Genomic DNA, 16,841 nt, shown 5'->3' on the forward strand with positions numbered 1-16,841 from the left:
GTCGAAGGCGCCGTCGCGGGGTAACGGGAACCTACGCTTCCCGCGCCCGCGACGGAAGGGCCAGAGATGTGACCCAGGTCATACGGGCCCGGCTAGTCGCACGTCAGCGTCGGCTCGGCCCAGTCGCCGTGGTCGTTGCCGTTGCCGTCGCCGGCGTCACCGACCTTCAGGTCGATCACCTGGGCGCCGCTGACGTCGACGTCGATCGGTACCGCGGCCTGTCCGCCCCGGACCGTCGGCGTGGTCACCAGCGTCCTGCCGTCGGCGATCACGGAGAAGGTCACCGTGCCCGCGCCCCCGGTCTCGTCGTCGACCCCGACGTCCGCCGTCAGGCGGGAGCACTTCCCGGCGAGGTAGACCGTGACGTCACTGACGGCGTTGGTGCCCAGGCCCTTGGCGTGGGAGGTGCCGGCGATGCTGATCGCACGGCCGTCCCCGGCCGCCCGCTCGCCGACGCTGCTGTCCCGCTCGACCGGCCCCCACCCGTTGGTGGACGACAGGAACGACAGGTCGCTGACCGCGTTCTTCCCGGCCGGCGGGGCCGGCGGGATCCCGTGGACGATGCGCTCGTCCTCGCCGGAGGCCTGCCGCCCGTGCTGCACGTAGCGCACGGTCGCGGTGAGCGCCGAGGCGTCGGGCAGCTTCCCGTCCGGTGGCCGGACCCTCCAGGCGAAGGTGGCCGTTCCACCGGGTCGCACGCGCTCGACCGACGTGGGACCGGTGGCGGTCGCGGTCCAGCCGCCGGGCGCGGTGAGCGAGGCCGTCAGGCGCGTGGCGGACGGTTCGCCCTTGGGCACCCGCACCGTCGCACGGGCCGTGAAGGCCTGGCCCGGCTGAGCGGTGTCCGGCACGCCGAGTCCCACCTCGGCTCCCGGACGCCTCGGCATCGCGTACCTGTGGCGGTCGTAGCGCGGGCTGTCGTTCTGCGCGACGCGCAGGGACGAGGCGTAGCTGCCGTAGTCGGTCAGCGAGACCTTGCCGAGCCCTCCGGTGCTGCCGTCCAGGTTCCACACGGCGATGGCGACGCTGTTGCGGCCGTTCGGGTCGAGGATGCCGTTGGGGACGGGGAACGTGTGCTGCGGGCCGAGGTAGTTGACGTAGGTGCCGACCTGCCAGCCGTTCACGAAGACCGTGGCACGGTACTTGCGTGACGGATCGTCGGTGAACGTCAGACCCAGCGAGGTGTCCTGTCCGCGCGGCAGGTCCAGGGCGACGTCGGTGCGGTACCAGGACACCCCGGGGCGGCTGTCGGCGGCCGGCAGGGACACCTTGTCCCAGCCGCCGTCCGGGTAGCCCGGCAGGGACCAGCCGGCCCGCTCACCGTACAGACCGCCCGTGGACAGCGGGCCGCGCACCGGGTCCTGGAGATCCTCGCCGCCGCGTACGCCCTGCAGCCGCCAGGTGACGGTGGTCAGCGGCGCCCCGAGGAGGGAGGCACTGGTCAGGCCGCGCGCGGCCTTGTTGCCGTTGGTCGCGTTGTAGTCCTCCTCGTGCCCCATGTTCACGGTGAGCACCGAGAGGACGTTGTCACCCTTCCGCTTGAGCGCACCGGCAGGGAAGGTGAGGTCGGCGCTGCCCGTGGTGGAGCTGCCGAGGAAGGTGCCGTTCAGCCAGGCGGAGAACGCCTGCGCGCCCCCGCCGGAGTCCGAGACGAGGTGGATACCGGTCTCCTTGCCGCCCGCGTGGAAGCGGCCGCGGTACCAGGTGTTGCCGGTGTGGAAGCCGTAGTCGTCCGCGTAGAGCACCGGCAGCGAGTTGACGCCGGAGACGCTGTTCGTGGTCGTCCTGTCGGCCACCTGCCAGCCGGAGTCGTCGAATCGGGGGGCCGCTTCGGGGGACTCCTCGGCGTGCTTCCACTGCGTCAGCGCCGGCAGGTGGACCGGGGTGGCCACCGGGATCCTCCCGGCGAGGCCACCGGTGCCGGTGGTCCGGGTGTCCAACGCCCTGCCGTTCCAGGTGACATGACCGGCGGAGGTGAACACCTCGATGTCCTTGGCGTCGGCGTTGTCACCGGTCAGGGCCACGCCACGGCCGCCGTTCAGGCTGGTCGCCGTCCGCAGCAGGTGGGTGCCGCGCACGAGGACCGGGCCGCTCGCCGTGTCCTGGCGCCAGAAGGTCTTCGCCGTGGCCTTGTCGCCGACGAGGAGCAGCAGCGGGCGCGATCCGCCGCCGCTGACGGCGATGCGGGTCAGACCCCGGTGCGTGTAGTTCAGGCGCAGGTCACTGGTGGCCGCGTCCCAGGTGGTCGTGACCGTGCCGCCGCTGGTGGTCACGGTGGGCCGGGAGGAGTAGCGCAGTACGGTCTCGCCGTCGCTGCCCTGGTCGCCGTAGAACACGGCGACGTCCCGGTCGCCGATGTGCGCGTCGGTCATCAGCTCCGACGTCGAGTACCGCAACTGCGAGTCCCCGAGCCGGTAGTTCGCCACGATCACGTGCGAGTCGCGTCCGTCGAGCGTGATCGCGGTGCCCGGCTGCTGCGGCACCACCGGGTAGGTGGGCGTGGCGGTGGCGGCCGTCGGCACGTCGATGGCGTCGATGGACACGTAGTCGTCCGTGGACCCCGAGGCGTGCTTGCCGTTGACGACGATCTTCAGGGTGTGCGCCCCGGGCGTCAGGCCGGTCTTCTCGAAGACCACCGCCTGGTTCTCGCCGCCGGAGTCGTCCACCGTCGCCGCCTTCGTGCCGTCGAGGTAGACGTCGGCGTAGCCGTGGTTGCCGGTCTTCGAGCCGATCCAGCGGACGGCGGTGCCGTCGAAGGGGACGGTGACCGAGTCGCCGGCCTCGCGGGAGAACGACTCGGTGTGCCGGTAGTCGCCGCCGGTGTAGCTCGTGTCGGCCACGTGCGACCACGAACCGGTGTACTGCACCGCGGAGTCGGGGTCGTCCCAGGTGTAGGTGGTGTCCGAGGCCGGCCGGGCGTTGAAGTCCAGCGCGATGTGGGTCTTGTCGACCGCCGTGGACGTGGAGTTGCCGTGCCGCAGCACGTGGAACTGCGTCTTGGTGTCGGGGTTCATCCGGGCGGTGTCCACGACCGCGGAGTCGTCCGGCGGGGTGGCCCTGATCGCCTCGGTCTTGGTCAGCGGGGCGACCGACTGCGTGAAGTAGCCGATCAGCTTGTCCTCGTAGTACTTCGGGTCGAGTTGGCGTGTCTCGCGGATCGCGGCCCCGTAGTCGTACGACGTGTAGTTCTGCGGCATGCCCAGCCAGCCCCAGTTGGTGCCGCCGTAGGTCATGTAGAAGCTCTGCGCGGTGGCGCCCACGGCTATGTTCTGCTTGTAGAACACGTTGGCGAACCGGTCGTTGATGAGCTCGGCGCACTTGTCGTAGCCCGGGCCGCCCCACGGGTCGAAGGCGCCGCCCTGGAACTCCGGCGAGTACAGCGGCTTGCCGGCCGGGTGGTCGTAGCCGATGTCCGGGACGCCGTTCCACTTCGAGGGGTTCGAGCAGTCGAAGCCCTGCGGGTAGGAGTCCGGACCATCGACGTCCAGGGCGCCCGTACCGGAGTTGAAGGTGCCGTTGTTGTTACCGGTCAGCGGCACCGTGATGCCGTCGGCGCGGGCCTTGTCCGACAGGTGCTTCATGTAGGAGTGGCCGGCGGCCGACCCGTTGTAGTACTCGTTCTCGACCTGGTAGGCGATGACCGACCCGGTGCCGTTGGTCAGCTGGTGCCGGGCGATGATCCGGTCGATCTGCGTCAGCCACTCGTCGGCGTACTTCAGGAACTGCGGGTCGTCGCTGCGGTTGCGCCCGGCCGTGGTGGTCATCCAGCCGGGCAGGCCGCCGCCGTCGACCTCCGCGTTGATGTACGGCGCCGGACGCGCGATGACGTAGAGCCCGGCCTCCTCGGCCATGTCGAGCACCTTGTCGGCGTCCCGCACTCCGCTGAAGTCGTACACACCCTGCTTCGGCGAGTGGTATCCCCAGTCGAAGTACAGCGAGGTGCTGTTGAACCCGGCGGCCTTCATCTTCTGGAAGATGTCGCGCCACAGGTCCGGGCTCGGGAGCCGGAAGTAGTGGAACTCGCCGGACCACAGGTAGGTGCGCTTGCCGTCCACGAGGAACGAGTAGCCGTCGAGACTCACCGTGTGCGCCCCCGGCCCGGCGGCGGGCGCCTGTACGCCGGCGTCCCGCGCCGCGGCCCGCGTGGTCGCGCCCGCGGCCGGTGTGGTCATGCCCGCGGCCAGCGCGATGGCAGCGGCCGACGCGAGGCCCGCGCTCCACCATCGACGGCGTCCGGGTCTTGCGGTGGGTGAACCGATCCGAATACTCCGCACTGCGGCCTCCATACCGCCTGAGCGATCAGTATCAAACAGACTCAGGCAAAGCCGAACAGTAAAGCCGCGCAAGGAGCAACACAATGGTGCGGGACAAGCCGGCCGGGACGGCAGGGGAGGACCGGGACGGCAGGGGAGAGCCGGGAAGCAGCACGCGTGCCCGGCGCCGCGGATGGGCATAACCTTGCCCTACGCAGCCATGGGGGTCCCCCAGCGATGCTGGAGGTGCCTGGTGACCAGTACGGGCCGTCCGGCCGCTGACAGCACGGAGCTGGACGACGTCATCGCCGAGACGGTGCGCCGCACGGGCGCCTCCATCGGCGCCCTGTACCTGCTCGCACCGGACGAGCGGCTGCTGCGCCTGTACGCGGTGTGCGGAGTGGGCGCCGAGCTGGCCGCCCCCTGGTGGACGGTCTCCCTGGCCGCCCCGGTACCGGTGGCGGACGCGGTCCGGGACGACCGGGTGGTGTGGGTGGGCGACCAGGAGGAGATGGTCCGGACGTATCCGCGGACCGCGATGGTGCTGCCCTACCCGTTCGCGCTGGTCGCCGCGCCCGTGACCGGCGTCCGGCGGTGGGGCGCCCTGCTGCTGATGTGGCCGGCCACCCGGCCGCCGTACATGACCGGGCGGGAACGCGCCAACATCGCGTCCAGCTGCCGGCGGGTGGCACGGACGCTGGAGGAGGCGGCCGATCGCGGCTCCCCGGCCACGCCCGGCAGTGGTCCACGGGTTGTCCCCGCCGGCACCGGCCGCCCGTCCACCAGCCCGGAGTCCGCCCTCGCCGACTTCGTCGAGCGGCTGCCCGGCGGCAGTTGCGCGCTCGACCTGGAGGGGCGCTTCACCTTCCTGAGCGCCGGGGCCTGCGAGCTGCTGGGCGTCGACGCCGGCCGGCTGCTGGGCACGCAGCCGTGGCACTCCCTGCGCTGGCTGGACGACCCCGTCTACGAGGACCGCTACCGCGCCGCGGTGATCAGCCGGTCACCGGTCGCCTTCACCGCGCACCGCCCGCCGGACCAGTGGCTCGAGTTCCACCTGTACCCCGACGCCAGCGGCATCAGCGTCCGCATCGTCAGCACCGGCGAGGAACCCCCGCCCGCACGGGTCCACCGGTCCACGAACACGGTCACACCCGCCCGCGTGGGCCAGCTCTACCAGCTCACCCACCTGGCCGCCGCCCTCACCGAGGTCGTCGGCGTCCAGGACGTGATCGACCTCGTCGCCGACCAGATCATGCCCGCCTTCGGCGCCCAGGGACTGGTGCTGTCGACCGCGGAGGGCGGCCGGCTGCGGATCACCGGTCACAGCGGCTACTCCGCCGAGACCGTCGAGCGCCTCGACGGCCTGCCCCTCGACACCGCCCTCACCCCGGCGGGACGCGCCCTCAGCACCGGCGTCCCGGCGTTCTTCGCCGACCGGGACGAGATACGGCGCAGCTACCCGGAGGCGCCCCGCATCAGCGGCGCCCACGCCTGGGCCTTCCTCCCGCTGATCGTCTCCGGCCGACCGGTCGGCTGCTGCGTCCTGTCGTACAGCCGGCCCCACGAGTTCCCGGCCGAGGAGCGAGCCGTCATGACCTCGCTCGCCGGGCTCATCGCCCAGGCCCTCGACCGCGCCCGCCTGTACGACACCAAACACGAACTCGCCCACAACCTCCAGAAGGCGCTGCTCCCGCACACCCTGCCCCGGATCGACGGCCTGACCGTCGCCGCCCGCTACATGCCCGCCACCCGCGGCATGGACATCGGCGGGGACTTCTACGACCTGATCCGCCTCGGCGACACCGTCGCCGCGGCCGTCATCGGCGACGTGCAGGGCCACAACGCGGCCGCCGCCGCGCTCATGGGCCAGGTCCGTACCGCCGTGCACGCCCACGCGGCGCTCGACGCGCCCCCCGACCGGGTGCTCGCCGACACCAACCGGCTCCTCGCCGACTTCGACTCCGACCTGTTCACCAGCTGCCTCTACGCCCGCCTCGACTTCTCCCGCCGGAGTGTGGCCCTGGCCAGCGCCGGCCACCCGCCGCCCCTGCTGCGGCTTCCCGGCGGCGACACCCGGCCCGTCGCCGTCCCACCCGGACCGCTCCTCGGCATCGTCCTCGGCGCCGCGTATCCCGTGACCGAGATGCCGCTCGTCCCGGGCATGATCCTCGCCCTGTACACCGACGGTCTCGTGGAGCGGCCCGGCGTCGACCTGGACGACTCCATCGCCGGCCTCGCCCGGCACCTCGCCCGCGCCGACGACCGGGACCTGGACCTGCTCATCGAGGACCTCGTGAGCGAGACGGGCACCATCGGGCAGCGCGCGGACGACGTCGCCCTGCTCCTGCTGCAACTCCGGGCAGGGCGGTGACGGGGGTCAGAGGCTGAGCAGCTCCTCGTAGAAGCCCCCGAACTGCCGCTCGGTGTCGATGAGGTGGATCTCCAGGATCCAGTGGCAGGTGCGGCCGGTCCTGTCGGTGCGGCGCAGCGGGGTGTCGTTGGCGGGGGTGATGTACGACTCCGTGTCCGCGCCGTCGATCTTCTCGTGCGGGAACTCGCCCACCAGGTGCCCGGCGTGCCAGCCGCCCAGCTCCCAGCCGGCCTGGCCGGCCAGCCGCTCCACCTCGGCGTACAGCCGCTTCCCGGTGATGTCGGGGTGCTCGGCGAAGTACCGCTTGCCGGCCGCGAAGATCTTCGGCAGGTCGTCCCGGAGGCGCTGCTTGACCGGGTCGTCGCCGAGGACGAAGGTGCGCCCGAAGTCGGCCTCGTACTCCTCGAAGATCGGCCCGAAGTCCGCGAACACGATGTCGTCCGCGCCGATGATCCGGTCCGGCGGGTTCTCCTTGTACGGCTGGAGCGTGTTCGGGCCCGAGCGGACGATCCGCTTGTGCCAGTGCCGTGTGGTGCCGAACAGCTCGTTGGCCAGGTCCCGGACGCGGTCGCTGACCTCCCGCTCGCCCTGTCCCGGGACGACGAGCCCGCGCTCCTCGATCTCCGCGAAGAGCCGCTCGGCCTTCGCCTGGGCGTCCAGCAGCCGTGCCGCGCGCGTGGGTTCGTCATCCGCCATGGCGCCGAAACTAACCGGTTGGATCATCCGCGGCAACTTCGTGACGGTGCTCAGCCGCGTGGCCGGCCGCCCCGGTCATCGTCGCTTCGCACGAAGGCGACGGTCCGGCCCCCGCGGCTCCCCGACGGCGCACGCCCTGCCGTACGGCCGCCGCGTAGCATCGGACCATGACGACGGTTGAGCCCGGCCATCCGGACCCGTACACCGCACCGCGCTTCGCGACGTCCGCCCTCGTCACCATCGATGTGCAGCGCGACTTCCTGTCCGAGGCCCCGTACGGCGTACCGGGCACCACGGAGATCCTTCCCGCCCTGGCGCGGACCGCGTCCGCCTTCCGTGCCGCCGGGCGTCCGGTGGTGCACATCGTGCGCCTCTACGAGGAGGACGGGGCCGACGCCGATCTCGTACGGCGGCGCCTGCTGGAGTCGGGAGCGCGGATCGTGGCGCCGGGCACGCCGGGCAGTGAACCGGCCGAGGGCCTCCTGCCCGAGGGAGCGCCCGCCCTGGACGCCGAGCTGCTCCTGTCGGGCCGGCCGCAGCGGCTGGGGCCGTACGACCACGCGGTCTTCAAGCCGCGCTGGGGTGCGTTCTACCGCACGTGCCTGGAGGAACTGGTGCGTGAACTCCACGTCGACACCCTGGTGTTCGCCGGGTGCAACCTGCCGAACTGCCCCCGCGCGAGCATCATCGAGGCGTCCGAGCGGGACTTCCGGGTGGCACTCGTTCGGGACGCCGTCTCGCGGGTGACGGACGCGGCCCTGTCCGAACTCGCGGGCATCGGCGTGGAGATCCTCGACACGGCCACGCTGGAGAAGCGGCTGGCCGAGACGGCCTGAGGGAAGCGGCGGGGCCCCGGGAAAGGATGCGTGTTCCCGGAGCCCTCGCGGTGTCCGCCGGTGTGGTGCCGTCGCTCAGCCGGCGGCCGCGGAGCCGGGGACGCTTCCTCCGGCCCCGCGCGTGATCCCGCTCGCCTGCCCCTCCCGCACCAGCCGCACCTACGCACTCCACCCGGCCTCGTGTGCGGGCCGGCGGCCGGCCCGGTGCGGGGGCGCCGGCTCAGGCGAGGTCGAACCGGTCGAGGTTCATCACCTTGTCCCACGCCGCCACGAAGTCGCGTACGAACTTGTCGCCCCCGTCCCGGGACCCGTAGACCTCCGCGACGGCTCGGAGCTGGGAGTGCGCACCGAAGACCAGGTCGACGGCGGTGGCCGTCCACCTGACCTCGCCGGTGGCGCGATCCCGGCCCTCGAACACGTTCTCGTCCGTGGCCGACGCCTTCCACTCGGTGCCCATGTCGAGCAGGTTGCGGAAGAAATCGTTGGTCAGGACGCCCGGCCGGTCGGTGAACACACCGTGGGGCGATCCCCTGAAGCCGGTGTTCAGGGCCCGCATGCCGCCGACCAGCACCGTCATCTCGGGAGCGGTCAGCGTCAGCAGGTTGGCGCGGTCCAGCATGAGGGTCTCCGGGGACAGCTTCTCGCCCGCCGGAAGGTAGTTGCGAAAGGCGTCCGCCTTGGGCTCCAGTACGGCGAAGGACTCGGCGTCGGTCTGCTCCTGCGAGGCGTCCGTACGCCCCGGCGCGAACGGAACCGTGATGTCGTACCCGCCGTCCCGCGCGGCCTGCTCGACGGCCGCGCACCCGCCGAGGACGATCAGGTCGGCGAGCGAGACGCGCTTACCGCCCGTCTGGGAGCGGTTGAAGTCCTGCTGGATCCCTTCGAGCGTCCGCAGGACCTCGGTCACCTCGGGGACGTCGTTGAGCTCCCAGCTCTTCTGCGGCGCGAGCCGGATGCGGGCCCCGTTCGCCCCGCCGCGCTTGTCGGTGCCGCGGAAGCTCGACGCCGACGCCCAGGCCGTGGTGACCAGCTGGGGGACGGTGAGGCCCGAGTCGAGGACCCGGCTCTTGAGGGCGGCGATGTCCTCGTCCCCGACCAGTTCGTGATCGACGTCGGGAACGGGGTCCTGCCACAGCTGCGGCTCGGGAACCCACGGGCCGAGGTACCGCGAGCGCGGCCCCATGTCGCGGTGCAGCAGTTTGTACCACGCCTTGGCGAACGCCACCGCCAGTTCCTCGGGGTGCTCGTGGAACCGCTTGGTGATCGGGCCGTAGACCGGGTCCACCTTCAGCGCGAGGTCCGTCGTCAGCATCATCGGGGCGTGCCGCTTGGACGGGTCATGGGCGTCGCGTACGGTGTCCCGGGCCGCGGGGTCCGACGGGGTCCACTGGTGGGCGCCGGCGGGACTGCGCGTCAGCTCCCACTCGTACCCGTAGAGATTGTCCAGGTACCCGTTGTCCCACCGGGTCGGCTCGGTGGTCCACGCGCCCTCCAGGCCACTGGTGAGCGCGTGGGGGCCGGTGCCGGTGCCGTAGGTGTTCCGCCAGCCGAGACCCTGCTGCTCGATGGCGGCGGCCTCGGGTTCCGGGCCGATGTAACTCGGGTCGACCGCGCCGTGGCACTTGCCGAAGGTGTGGCCGCCGACGATGAGTGCGACCGTCTCCTCGTCGTTCATCGCCATGCGCCCGAACGTCTCCCTGACGTCCTGGGCGGCGGCCATCGGGTCCGGGTTTCCGTTGGGCCCCTCGGGATTGACGTAGATCAGTCCCATCTGTACGGCGGCGAAAGGACCGGTGAGTTTCCGGTCGCCGCTGTAGCGCTCGTCCCCGAGCCAGGTGTCCTCGGGCCCCCAGAAGATCTCCTCGGGTTCCCAGATGTCCTGCCGGCCGAATCCGAACCCGAAGGTCTTGAATCCCATGGATTCCATGGCGCAGTTTCCGGCGAATACCAGGAGGTCGGCCCAGGAGATTTTCCGGCCGTACTTCTGCTTGACCGGCCACAGCAGACGGCGCGCCTTGTCCAGGCTCGCGTTGTCCGGCCAGCTGTTAAGGGGCGCGAAGCGCTGCGCGCCGCTGCCGCCACCGCCCCGGCCGTCCGCGATGCGGTACGTTCCCGCGGCATGCCAGCTCATCCGGATGAAGAGCGGACCGTAGTGACCGTAGTCGGCGGGCCACCAGTCCTGGGATGCCGTCATCACCTCGAAGACGTCCCGCTTCAGCGCGTCCACGTCGAGGGTCGCGAACTCTTTCGCGTAGTCGAAGTCCTCGTCCATCGGATTCGACCGGGGCGAGTGCTGGTGCAGAACCTGGAGGTCCAGTTGGTTCGGCCACCAGTCCCGGTTCGTCCTGGGCCGCCGAGTCGGTGTGGGCGTCGGTGAAGGGATTGCTGGATTCTCGCTCTCGCTGCCGGACATGCCCGTCCTTCTTCCTGTCTCGCTGTTCCTTCTGCCGCCATGGAAAACACGCTGTACCGCGTTCGTATGGTCGCGCACGGCGGACCACACCTCTATGAAACACGCAGGGCATTCCGTGTGACAGGGGAGGAAAAAGGGGGCGAGAGAAAGGGGGGCGGAGAAAGAGCCGGGATCCCTGGCGCCCGGGAGCGCGGGGCCCTCTGCGCCCTGTGCTACTGTCACCCCTTTGCGTGGTCGTCGCGGTGGGCGGTTCCGGTCGGCCGGTTCCGTCGGTGCGTGGGCCCTTCACTCCTGCCGGGCCTTCCTCGGTACGTTTCCTCGCGGAAGGCTGGTCATGAAGCATCCCGATGACTCCGGTATCGCTCACGGCGGTCCGGCCCGGCCCGGGGCCACCGCCCCGACGCCGTCCCCGGCCGTTTCCTTCGCCGATCTGGGGCTGCCGGGGGAGGTGCTGCGGACCCTGAGCGGGCAGGGGGTGCGGGAACCTTTTCCGATCCAGGCCGCCACGCTGCCCGACGCCCTGGAGGGGCGCGACGTGCTGGGGCGCGGGCGCACCGGGTCGGGCAAGACGCTCGCCTTCGGCCTGCCGCTGCTGACACGCACGGCCGGGCGGCGCGCCGAACCGAAGCAGCCGCTCGCGCTGATCCTGGTGCCCACCCGGGAGCTGGCCCAACAGGTCACCGAGGCGCTGGCGCCGTACGCCGAGGCACTGCGGCTGCGGATGGCCACGGTCGTCGGCGGCCTGTCGATCGGCCGGCAGATCGGCGCGCTGCGCGAGGGCGCCGAGGTGGTCGTCGCCACCCCCGGACGCCTGCACGACCTGGTCGAGCGCAACGCCTGCCGCCTGGGACGGGTGCGGATCACCGTGCTGGACGAGGCCGACCAGATGTGCGACCTGGGCTTCCTGCCGCAGGTGGTCGACGTGCTCGACCAGGTGCACCGGGACGGTCAGCGGATGCTGTTCTCGGCCACCCTGGACGGCGACGTGGATCAGCTGGTCCGCCGTTACCTCCACGACCCCGTCGTCCACTCGGTCGACCCGTCCGCGGGCACGGTGTCGAGGATGGAGCACCACCTTCTGGTCGTCCACGGCCCCGACCGCTACGCCGTCACCACGGAGATCGCCGCCCGCGACGGCCGCGTCCTGCTGTTCCTCGACACCAAGCACGCCGTCGACCAGCTCACCCGGCACCTGCGGGCCAGCGGGGTGCACGCCGGGGCCCTGCACAGCGGCAAGTCCCAGCCGCAGCGCACCCGCACCCTGGCGCAGTTCAAGGACGGGCAGATCAGCGTGCTGGTGGCGACCGATGTCGCGGCCCGCGGCCTGCACGTCGACGACCTCGATCTCGTGGTCAACGTCGATCCGCCCACCGACGCGAAGGACTATGTGCACCGGGCGGGCCGCACCGCCCGTGCCGGTGAGTCCGGCAGCGTGGTCACGCTCGTCCTGTCCGGGCAGCGCCGGGAGACGAGCCGCATGATGGCCGACGCCGGCATCGAACCGACCGTGACCAAGGTGCGCTCGGGCGAGGCGCAGCTGAGCCGGATCACCGGCGCCAGGGCTCCCTCCGGGATCCCGCTCGACGGCGGCCCCGCCGTCCCCCGGCCCAAGAACACCAACGCTCCCTTCCGCGGCCTCGGCACCAGCAAGGACACCTCCCGCGGCACCGGCGGCAGGTCCCGCAGGACCACCGAGGCCCGCAAGCTCGCCGAGGCCCGCAAGGCCGCGCTCGTGCGTCGCAACGCCGGTTCGTGAGAGGGACACCTCGCGAAAACGGAGCGGGACGAGGCCGCCGGCGCCCCGCACCGCGCCCGGCATGACAAGCTGTGCCTGCCCACCCCGAACCCAGGAGGTCACCATGACCGCAGAACCCGTACCCACGGACGGTACGGAGCCGGCTGTCCCCGAGGCGTCCTCCGTGGCGCCGGACGGCGACGGCAACTACGACCTCAAGCGCAAGTTCCGCGAAGCCCTGGCGCGCAAGCGCGGTGCGCAGGCGGACGCCGCCGACACCGCCGCCAACCCCGACGCGTCGAAGGTCCGCGCGGCACACGGCCCGGCCGCGAGCCAGCGGTCGTTCAGGCGCAAGAGCGGCGGCTGAGCCCTCGGGTCCGGGTCCGCCGCTCACCGGCGCTCCGCCGTGTGACCGCAGGACCCGTCACCGCGGCCGCGGCAGCGTTGCCCCTCCCCGCCCAGGGAGGCTGCAACGACTGCTGCCGCCACGCGGAGGGCCGGTGAGGTGGGGTCAGCCCAGGGTCCACCGCTGGTTGCTGCCGCCGTTGCAGGTCCACAGTTGGGTCGGGGCGCCGTTGGCGGTGGAGGCGTTCGTGACGTCCAGGCAGAGTCCGGAGGCCACCGAGGTGACGGTGCCGTCGGAGTTGAACCTCCACTGCTGGTTCGCCTGCCCGTTGCACGTGTAGGTCTGCACCTTGGTCCCCGGGGTGGTCCCGTAACCGGCGGCGTCGAGGCACAGCTGCGAGGAGCCCGAGTACACCGTCAGCTCGTTCGACGCTGTGTGCGTGAAGGTCTGGTTGGAGCCGCCGTTGCAGTCCCAGACGTCCAGTTGGGTGCCCGGGGTGGTGGACCACGACGGCACGTCGAGGCACTTGCCCGCGCCGACCGCGTGCAGCGCACCCGAACTCGGCCCGCTGGACGAGGCGGTGTACCCGACGGACGTGATGTCGGACTGGACGGCGTCCTCGGTGGCGTTCGAGGGGTAGCCGGAGGTCATGACGCCTTCGTAGAAGGTGCCGGCGGAGCTGTTGCTGTTGTCGCCGCCGATGCCGAGGATGATGGCGCCCTGCTTCTTCATCGGGTTGTACCCGGAGGCGTCGGGGCGCGCGCCGTCGTAGAAGGTCGACAGTGCGCCGGACTGGGCGTTGCCGCCGCGGATCGCCCAGTGGTTGGACTCGCCCTTGACGATCGCCGTGGTGAACCGGTTGCTGATGGTCGGGTCGCCCGGGTTGTTGCCGGTGCTCCTTCCGGAGAACAGTCCGTTCTCCAGGTCGGCCATGATCCAGGGGCCGCTGCCGGCGCCGGTGCCCCAGGCCCGGATGTTGCCGAAGTAGACGGCCTCCATGGTGCCGTTGCCGTCGTCCCGGCTGTCGGTCTCGGCGTTGCCGTAGTCGAAGCAGCAACCGCCGTTGTAGTGCGTGCCGTCGAGGACGGCGTACATGCCCTCGGGCTGGTCACCGGTCGCGATGCCCTCGGTGTGGTTGTCGCGGTAGCCGGTGCCGGGCGCCACGAAGACGCCGTACGCCTTGTGGCCCGCGACGGTGACCGGTGCGGCGGTGGCGTCCGCGAGGGCGTCGGAGCCGTTGGGGCCGGGGCCGTTGAACCCGCCCGCGGGGGCCCTGGTGAGGTGGTTGCGGCGGCCGGACTGGTCGTAGATGACGCTGATCTCGCACTTCGTGCCCGCGCAGAACGAGTCCTGGGCGGACGCGTCGGCGTAACCGCCGGCGGACAGGACACCGATGTCGCGCGTGGCGTTGTCCGAGGAGCGCTGCACCTGGTAGAGCGGCCCGTTGTACGACGAGTACAGCGCGCGTGTCGTGCTGTGCGCGGCCACACAGGGCGTACCGCCCGCGGCGTACAGGTCGCACGGGAGCGAACTCGCCGCCTGTGCCGGGGCCGCGGTGGCCGTGGCGCCGAACAGCGCACCGCCCACGAGTACGGCCGCGGCCCCGGCGCGTCCCCATACGCCCACCCGGCGATGCCCGGCAGGCGCGGAGCGGTCCGGGGTCGGGGCCGGTGCGGGCCTGAGGCGTCGTAACGCGGCCGCGATCCGCCGGTGGACGCCGCCGCGCCCGGACTCGGGGAGTCCGGTCGTAACTGCTCTTCTCATCTGGGCTCCTTGGGGCTTGGGTGGGGGACGCACGCCCGGGCGGTCGTGTGCCGTGGACGTGGGTTCGGCCATGGACGCTGACCCGGCCGAGCACGGGCGCTCACCCGGCCCGGCACGGGCGATGACAGGACGGGCACGGGCGATGACCGGCCGGGACGGCCTGTTCCGTCCGCCCCGGCCCGCACGCGTCACAGCGCGGTGAAGGTCCACTGGAGGTTGGTGCTGGTGGTCCAGTGCCACTGCTTGGTGACGGAGCCGGAGGCGACGCTGCCGCCGCCGTCGAGGACGAGGCCGGTGGTGCGGTTGGCGATGCTGTAGCAGCCGTTGCCGCGGTCGGTGATCTGCCACTGCTGGTTGGTGCCGCCGTTCCAGGGGGCCTGCTGGGCCGGGGAACCGTCCCCGGTGGAGCCCCAGCCGTCGGCGGCCATGCCGTTGGTGCGGTTGACCAGGCGGTAGTAGCCGTTGCCCAGGTCGATGGCCTGCCACTGCTGGTTGGAGCCGCCGTTCCAGGTCCACTGGATGAGGTTGCTGCCGGAGGACACGTTGCCGGCGCTGTCCAGGGCCAGGCCGTCGGTGACGTTGGTGACGCGGAAGTACGCCTTCGGGTCGAAGATCACCTTCAGCGAGGTGATGGCGTCGTTGTTGCCGGTGTCGCGCAGGTCGGGGGTGTCGGCGCTGATCGTCCAGGACGTCCCCGAGAAGTTGTCCCCCGAGTAGCCGACGACCTGGTAGCCGGCGGGCACCTTCAGGGAGGAGATCGTCCTGGCGGCCATCCCGGCGCTCTGCAGCTGCGCGGCGGTGTAGCTTCCCAGCACGAGCCGGGCTGCCGAGCCGCCGTACCGGACGTCGCTGTACGCGCCGACGACACCGACGGGGGAGAGCGCCGGAATCTGGCCGGAGAAGGTCAGCTTCAGCACGTACGCCAGAGCGCTGAACGGCGCCGAGGACGACGGCAGGCTGATGTGCAGGCCGTCGCCGCTCTGCGTGGGCGTGGGCAGGTCGACGTACGAGCCGCTGTGGGAGTCCAGCAGCTGCACGGACTTCAGCGATCCGAGGTCGATGCGTCCGCCGGCGAGGGTGGTGATCGTCGTGGAACTGCCGGGCCAGCCCAGGACCGTCGCGTACAGGACGGTGCCGGCCTTGTTGCGGGTGAACCGGAAGTCCTTGTTCGTCCCGGCGACGGGTTGCGTGAAGGAACCTCCGCCCATTTTCGTCGGGCCCTCGCCGTAGGCGGTCCAGGCACGGGTGGAGTAAAGGGATTCGCCGAACCGCTTGAGGTGGTCGCCGATGCCGAGCAGGACGTCCTTCTGGGCCTGGGGGATGGTGCCGTCGGCCATGGGGGCGATGTTGAGCAGCACGTTGCCGTTCTTGCTGATCCGGTCGATCAGCGAGTGCACCATCTGGGCGTTGGAGTAGTAGCCCATGCCGACGGTGTAGCACCAGCTGCTTGTTCCTACGCTGTCGTCGGTCAGCCAGTACGGGGTGGTGATGTCGGCCGGGCCGCCGCGTTCGTAGTCGAACATCTCGCCGTTGGTGTTGTAGCCGTCCTTGTAGGTGGCCACGACGTCTCTGCCCCAGGAGAGGGCCTGGTTGTAGTAGTACGACAGGAAGTTCAGCCGCTGCTTCTCGTCGACCAGGCTCAGGTCGAAGTCCTCCCACAGGACGTCCGGTTGGGCCAGGTCCACGACCTCCTTGAGCTTGTCGTACCAGAGTTGGTTCTCCACGGCGGTGTCGAGCTGCCCGTACAGTTTCCTCAGGCTGGTGGTCGGCTGGACGGGTACGTGGTCGTAGTAGCCGTTGAAGTTGTAGGCGTGGTGCATGGCCACCAGCAGCTTCAGGCCCTTGCCGCGGATGGCGTCACGGAACAGGGCCAGCAGGTTGAGACCCGGGCCGTGTTCGACCGAGTTCCACTCGTTGGCCGAGCTGTCCCACATCGAGAACCCGTCGTGGTGTTCGGACACCGGCCCGGCGAACTTCGCGCCCGCGTCCACGAACAGCTGCGCCCAGGCGTCCGGGTCGAACCTGCCGCCCTGGGAGACCAACTTGGGCGCGAACTGAACCCAGTTGCCTTGCTTGTCGCGGGCTCCGTCGAGGAAGTTGTTGTACGGCCACACCGAGGGGTCGCCGTAGGTGGCGACATGGTGGCTGTTGGCGGCCGTGCCCGGGATGTACATGTTCCGCGGGTACCACTCGTTGTCGTAGGCCGGGACGCTGAAGGCACCCCAGTGGAAGTAGATCCCGAACTTGGCGTCCTGGAACCACTCCGGCGCCGGCGGGTGCTGGTCCACCGAGGCCCACGTGGGCGAGTACGACGACGGAGCCGCCAGCGCCTTCGCCGTACCGAGTGTGAGGTTCGCCGTCGCGGCGGCGACGACACCGGCGGCGCTCGACAGGAACACACGTCTGCTGATGGTCATGGCGGAACCT

The 16,841-nt window shown here is 71.1% G+C and carries 9 protein-coding genes; 4 read left to right on the forward strand and 5 right to left on the reverse strand.

Annotation, left to right across the window (positions count from 1 at the left end; genetic code table 11):
- Positions 1-92: 92 nt before the first annotated feature.
- Positions 93-4,172 carry a beta-galactosidase gene (locus tag ACZ3ZD_RS35075; RefSeq protein ID WP_467406811.1) on the reverse strand — a complete coding sequence of 1,360 codons (4,080 nt, stop codon included), beginning with the start codon at positions 4,170-4,172 and terminating at the stop codon, positions 93-95.
- A 334-nt stretch (positions 4,173-4,506) separates the two neighbouring features.
- Here ACZ3ZD_RS35075 and ACZ3ZD_RS35080 point away from each other — a divergent pair, with 334 nt between their 5' ends.
- Positions 4,507-6,624: a SpoIIE family protein phosphatase gene (locus ACZ3ZD_RS35080; protein ID WP_467406816.1), complete on the forward strand. Its 2,118-nt coding sequence runs from the start codon at positions 4,507-4,509 to the stop codon at positions 6,622-6,624.
- A gap of 6 nt (positions 6,625-6,630) precedes the next feature.
- Here the strand turns inward: ACZ3ZD_RS35080 and ACZ3ZD_RS35085 are convergent, their stop codons facing one another.
- Entirely contained in the window at positions 6,631-7,320 is a 690-nt protein-coding gene (locus tag ACZ3ZD_RS35085) for a M24 family metallopeptidase (RefSeq protein WP_467406820.1), read from the reverse strand.
- A 167-nt stretch (positions 7,321-7,487) separates the two neighbouring features.
- On the opposite strand from ACZ3ZD_RS35085, the gene ACZ3ZD_RS35090 reads away from it, so the two are divergent.
- Entirely contained in the window at positions 7,488-8,156 is a 669-nt protein-coding gene (locus tag ACZ3ZD_RS35090) for a cysteine hydrolase family protein (RefSeq protein ID WP_467406825.1), read from the forward strand.
- 220 nt (positions 8,157-8,376) lie between these two features.
- Here the strand turns inward: ACZ3ZD_RS35090 and katG are convergent, their stop codons facing one another.
- Positions 8,377-10,569, reverse strand: coding sequence for a catalase/peroxidase HPI (katG, locus tag ACZ3ZD_RS35095; protein WP_467406828.1), 2,193 nt, complete (start codon positions 10,567-10,569; stop codon positions 8,377-8,379).
- Positions 10,570-10,903: 334 nt separating this feature from the next.
- Here katG and ACZ3ZD_RS35100 point away from each other — a divergent pair, with 334 nt between their 5' ends.
- Positions 10,904-12,325, forward strand: a complete 1,422-nt coding sequence (locus ACZ3ZD_RS35100) for a DEAD/DEAH box helicase (protein WP_467406833.1) — start codon at positions 10,904-10,906, stop codon at positions 12,323-12,325.
- Positions 12,326-12,428: 103 nt separating this feature from the next.
- Entirely contained in the window at positions 12,429-12,671 is a 243-nt protein-coding gene (locus ACZ3ZD_RS35105; protein WP_467406837.1) for a DUF5302 domain-containing protein, read from the forward strand.
- A 144-nt stretch (positions 12,672-12,815) separates the two neighbouring features.
- On the opposite strand, the gene ACZ3ZD_RS35110 is transcribed toward ACZ3ZD_RS35105, so the two are convergent.
- Together ACZ3ZD_RS35110 and ACZ3ZD_RS35115 are read right to left on the reverse strand one after the other, a co-directional pair.
- Positions 12,816-14,414: a lectin gene (locus ACZ3ZD_RS35110; RefSeq protein ID WP_467406842.1), complete on the reverse strand. Its 1,599-nt coding sequence runs from the start codon at positions 14,412-14,414 to the stop codon at positions 12,816-12,818.
- Positions 14,415-14,602: 188 nt separating this feature from the next.
- Positions 14,603-16,831, reverse strand: a complete 2,229-nt coding sequence (locus ACZ3ZD_RS35115; protein WP_467406846.1) for an alpha-L-fucosidase — start codon at positions 16,829-16,831, stop codon at positions 14,603-14,605.
- Positions 16,832-16,841: the final 10 nt, after the last annotated feature.

Source organism: Streptomyces sp. NPDC023481, from assembly GCF_055560195.1.

Bases quoted from the DNA above. Each gene is read 5' to 3' on its own strand.
- ACZ3ZD_RS35075 (WP_467406811.1), bottom strand. From the start codon at position 4,172: ATGACCACACCGGCCGCGGGCGCGACCACGCGGGCCGCGGCGCGGGAC.
- ACZ3ZD_RS35085 (WP_467406820.1), bottom strand. From the start codon at position 7,320: ATGGCGGATGACGAACCCACGCGCGCGGCACGGCTGCTGGACGCCCAG.
- ACZ3ZD_RS35090 (WP_467406825.1), top strand. From the start codon at position 7,488: ATGACGACGGTTGAGCCCGGCCATCCGGACCCGTACACCGCACCGCGC.
- katG (WP_467406828.1), bottom strand. From the start codon at position 10,569: ATGTCCGGCAGCGAGAGCGAGAATCCAGCAATCCCTTCACCGACGCCC.
- ACZ3ZD_RS35100 (WP_467406833.1), top strand. From the start codon at position 10,904: ATGAAGCATCCCGATGACTCCGGTATCGCTCACGGCGGTCCGGCCCGG.
- ACZ3ZD_RS35105 (WP_467406837.1), top strand. From the start codon at position 12,429: ATGACCGCAGAACCCGTACCCACGGACGGTACGGAGCCGGCTGTCCCC.
- ACZ3ZD_RS35110 (WP_467406842.1), bottom strand. From the start codon at position 14,414: ATGAGAAGAGCAGTTACGACCGGACTCCCCGAGTCCGGGCGCGGCGGC.
- ACZ3ZD_RS35115 (WP_467406846.1), bottom strand. From the start codon at position 16,831: ATGACCATCAGCAGACGTGTGTTCCTGTCGAGCGCCGCCGGTGTCGTC.